The organism is Mycobacterium sp. IDUB_28 (assembly GCF_055419285.1).
The window spans coordinates 1-560 of sequence record NZ_JBVAXK010000042.1; the positions used below are offsets into that span (position 1 = coordinate 1).

The window sequence follows — 560 nt, forward strand, 5'->3', positions numbered from 1 at the left end:
CAACCCGACGTCAACGCCCCGTTGGCATTAGCAAAACCCGAACTCAAACTGTTCGAATTGAAGAACCCGGACGTACCACTGGAACTGCCGTTGAAGAAACCCGACGCCAACGACCCCACAGAGTTCCCAATACCAACCACCCCCGGGATCGTGAGGTTGATTCGGCCCAGCAGTGTCATGTCGATGGGGATCTGCACGTCCGCACCGAATACGACGTCCAGCAGGACGATCGGGTTGATGACGATTGGCTCCACTATTGCGGAGGGGACGATCCCACTGATGGTGGCCAGACCGAGTCCTGTCACGTTGACCGGGACGTTGACAATGATGGGGTAAATGGTGATCGGGTCGAACTGACCGGAGATGGGGATGGCCACGTTGGTGCCCGCCACCAGATCGATCGGAATCGCCGGCAGATTGAGGGAAATGGTGATGCCGTCGAGCACTTGGCTGTCGGCGAGCATGAATGAGCCGAGGTTCATACTGCCGGTGTTGAAGGAACCGGTGTTGAGGTCGCCTGCGTTGGCGAAGCCGGTGTTGATGCTGCCGACGTTGAAGCT

Annotated in this window: 1 protein-coding gene; it reads right to left on the bottom strand. The window is 58.2% G+C overall.

Annotation, left to right across the window (positions count from 1 at the left end; translation table 11 throughout):
- Nucleotides 1-560: pentapeptide repeat-containing protein (locus ACZYZ9_RS26460; protein WP_463829110.1), on the bottom strand; the 560-nt coding region annotated here is incomplete at both ends.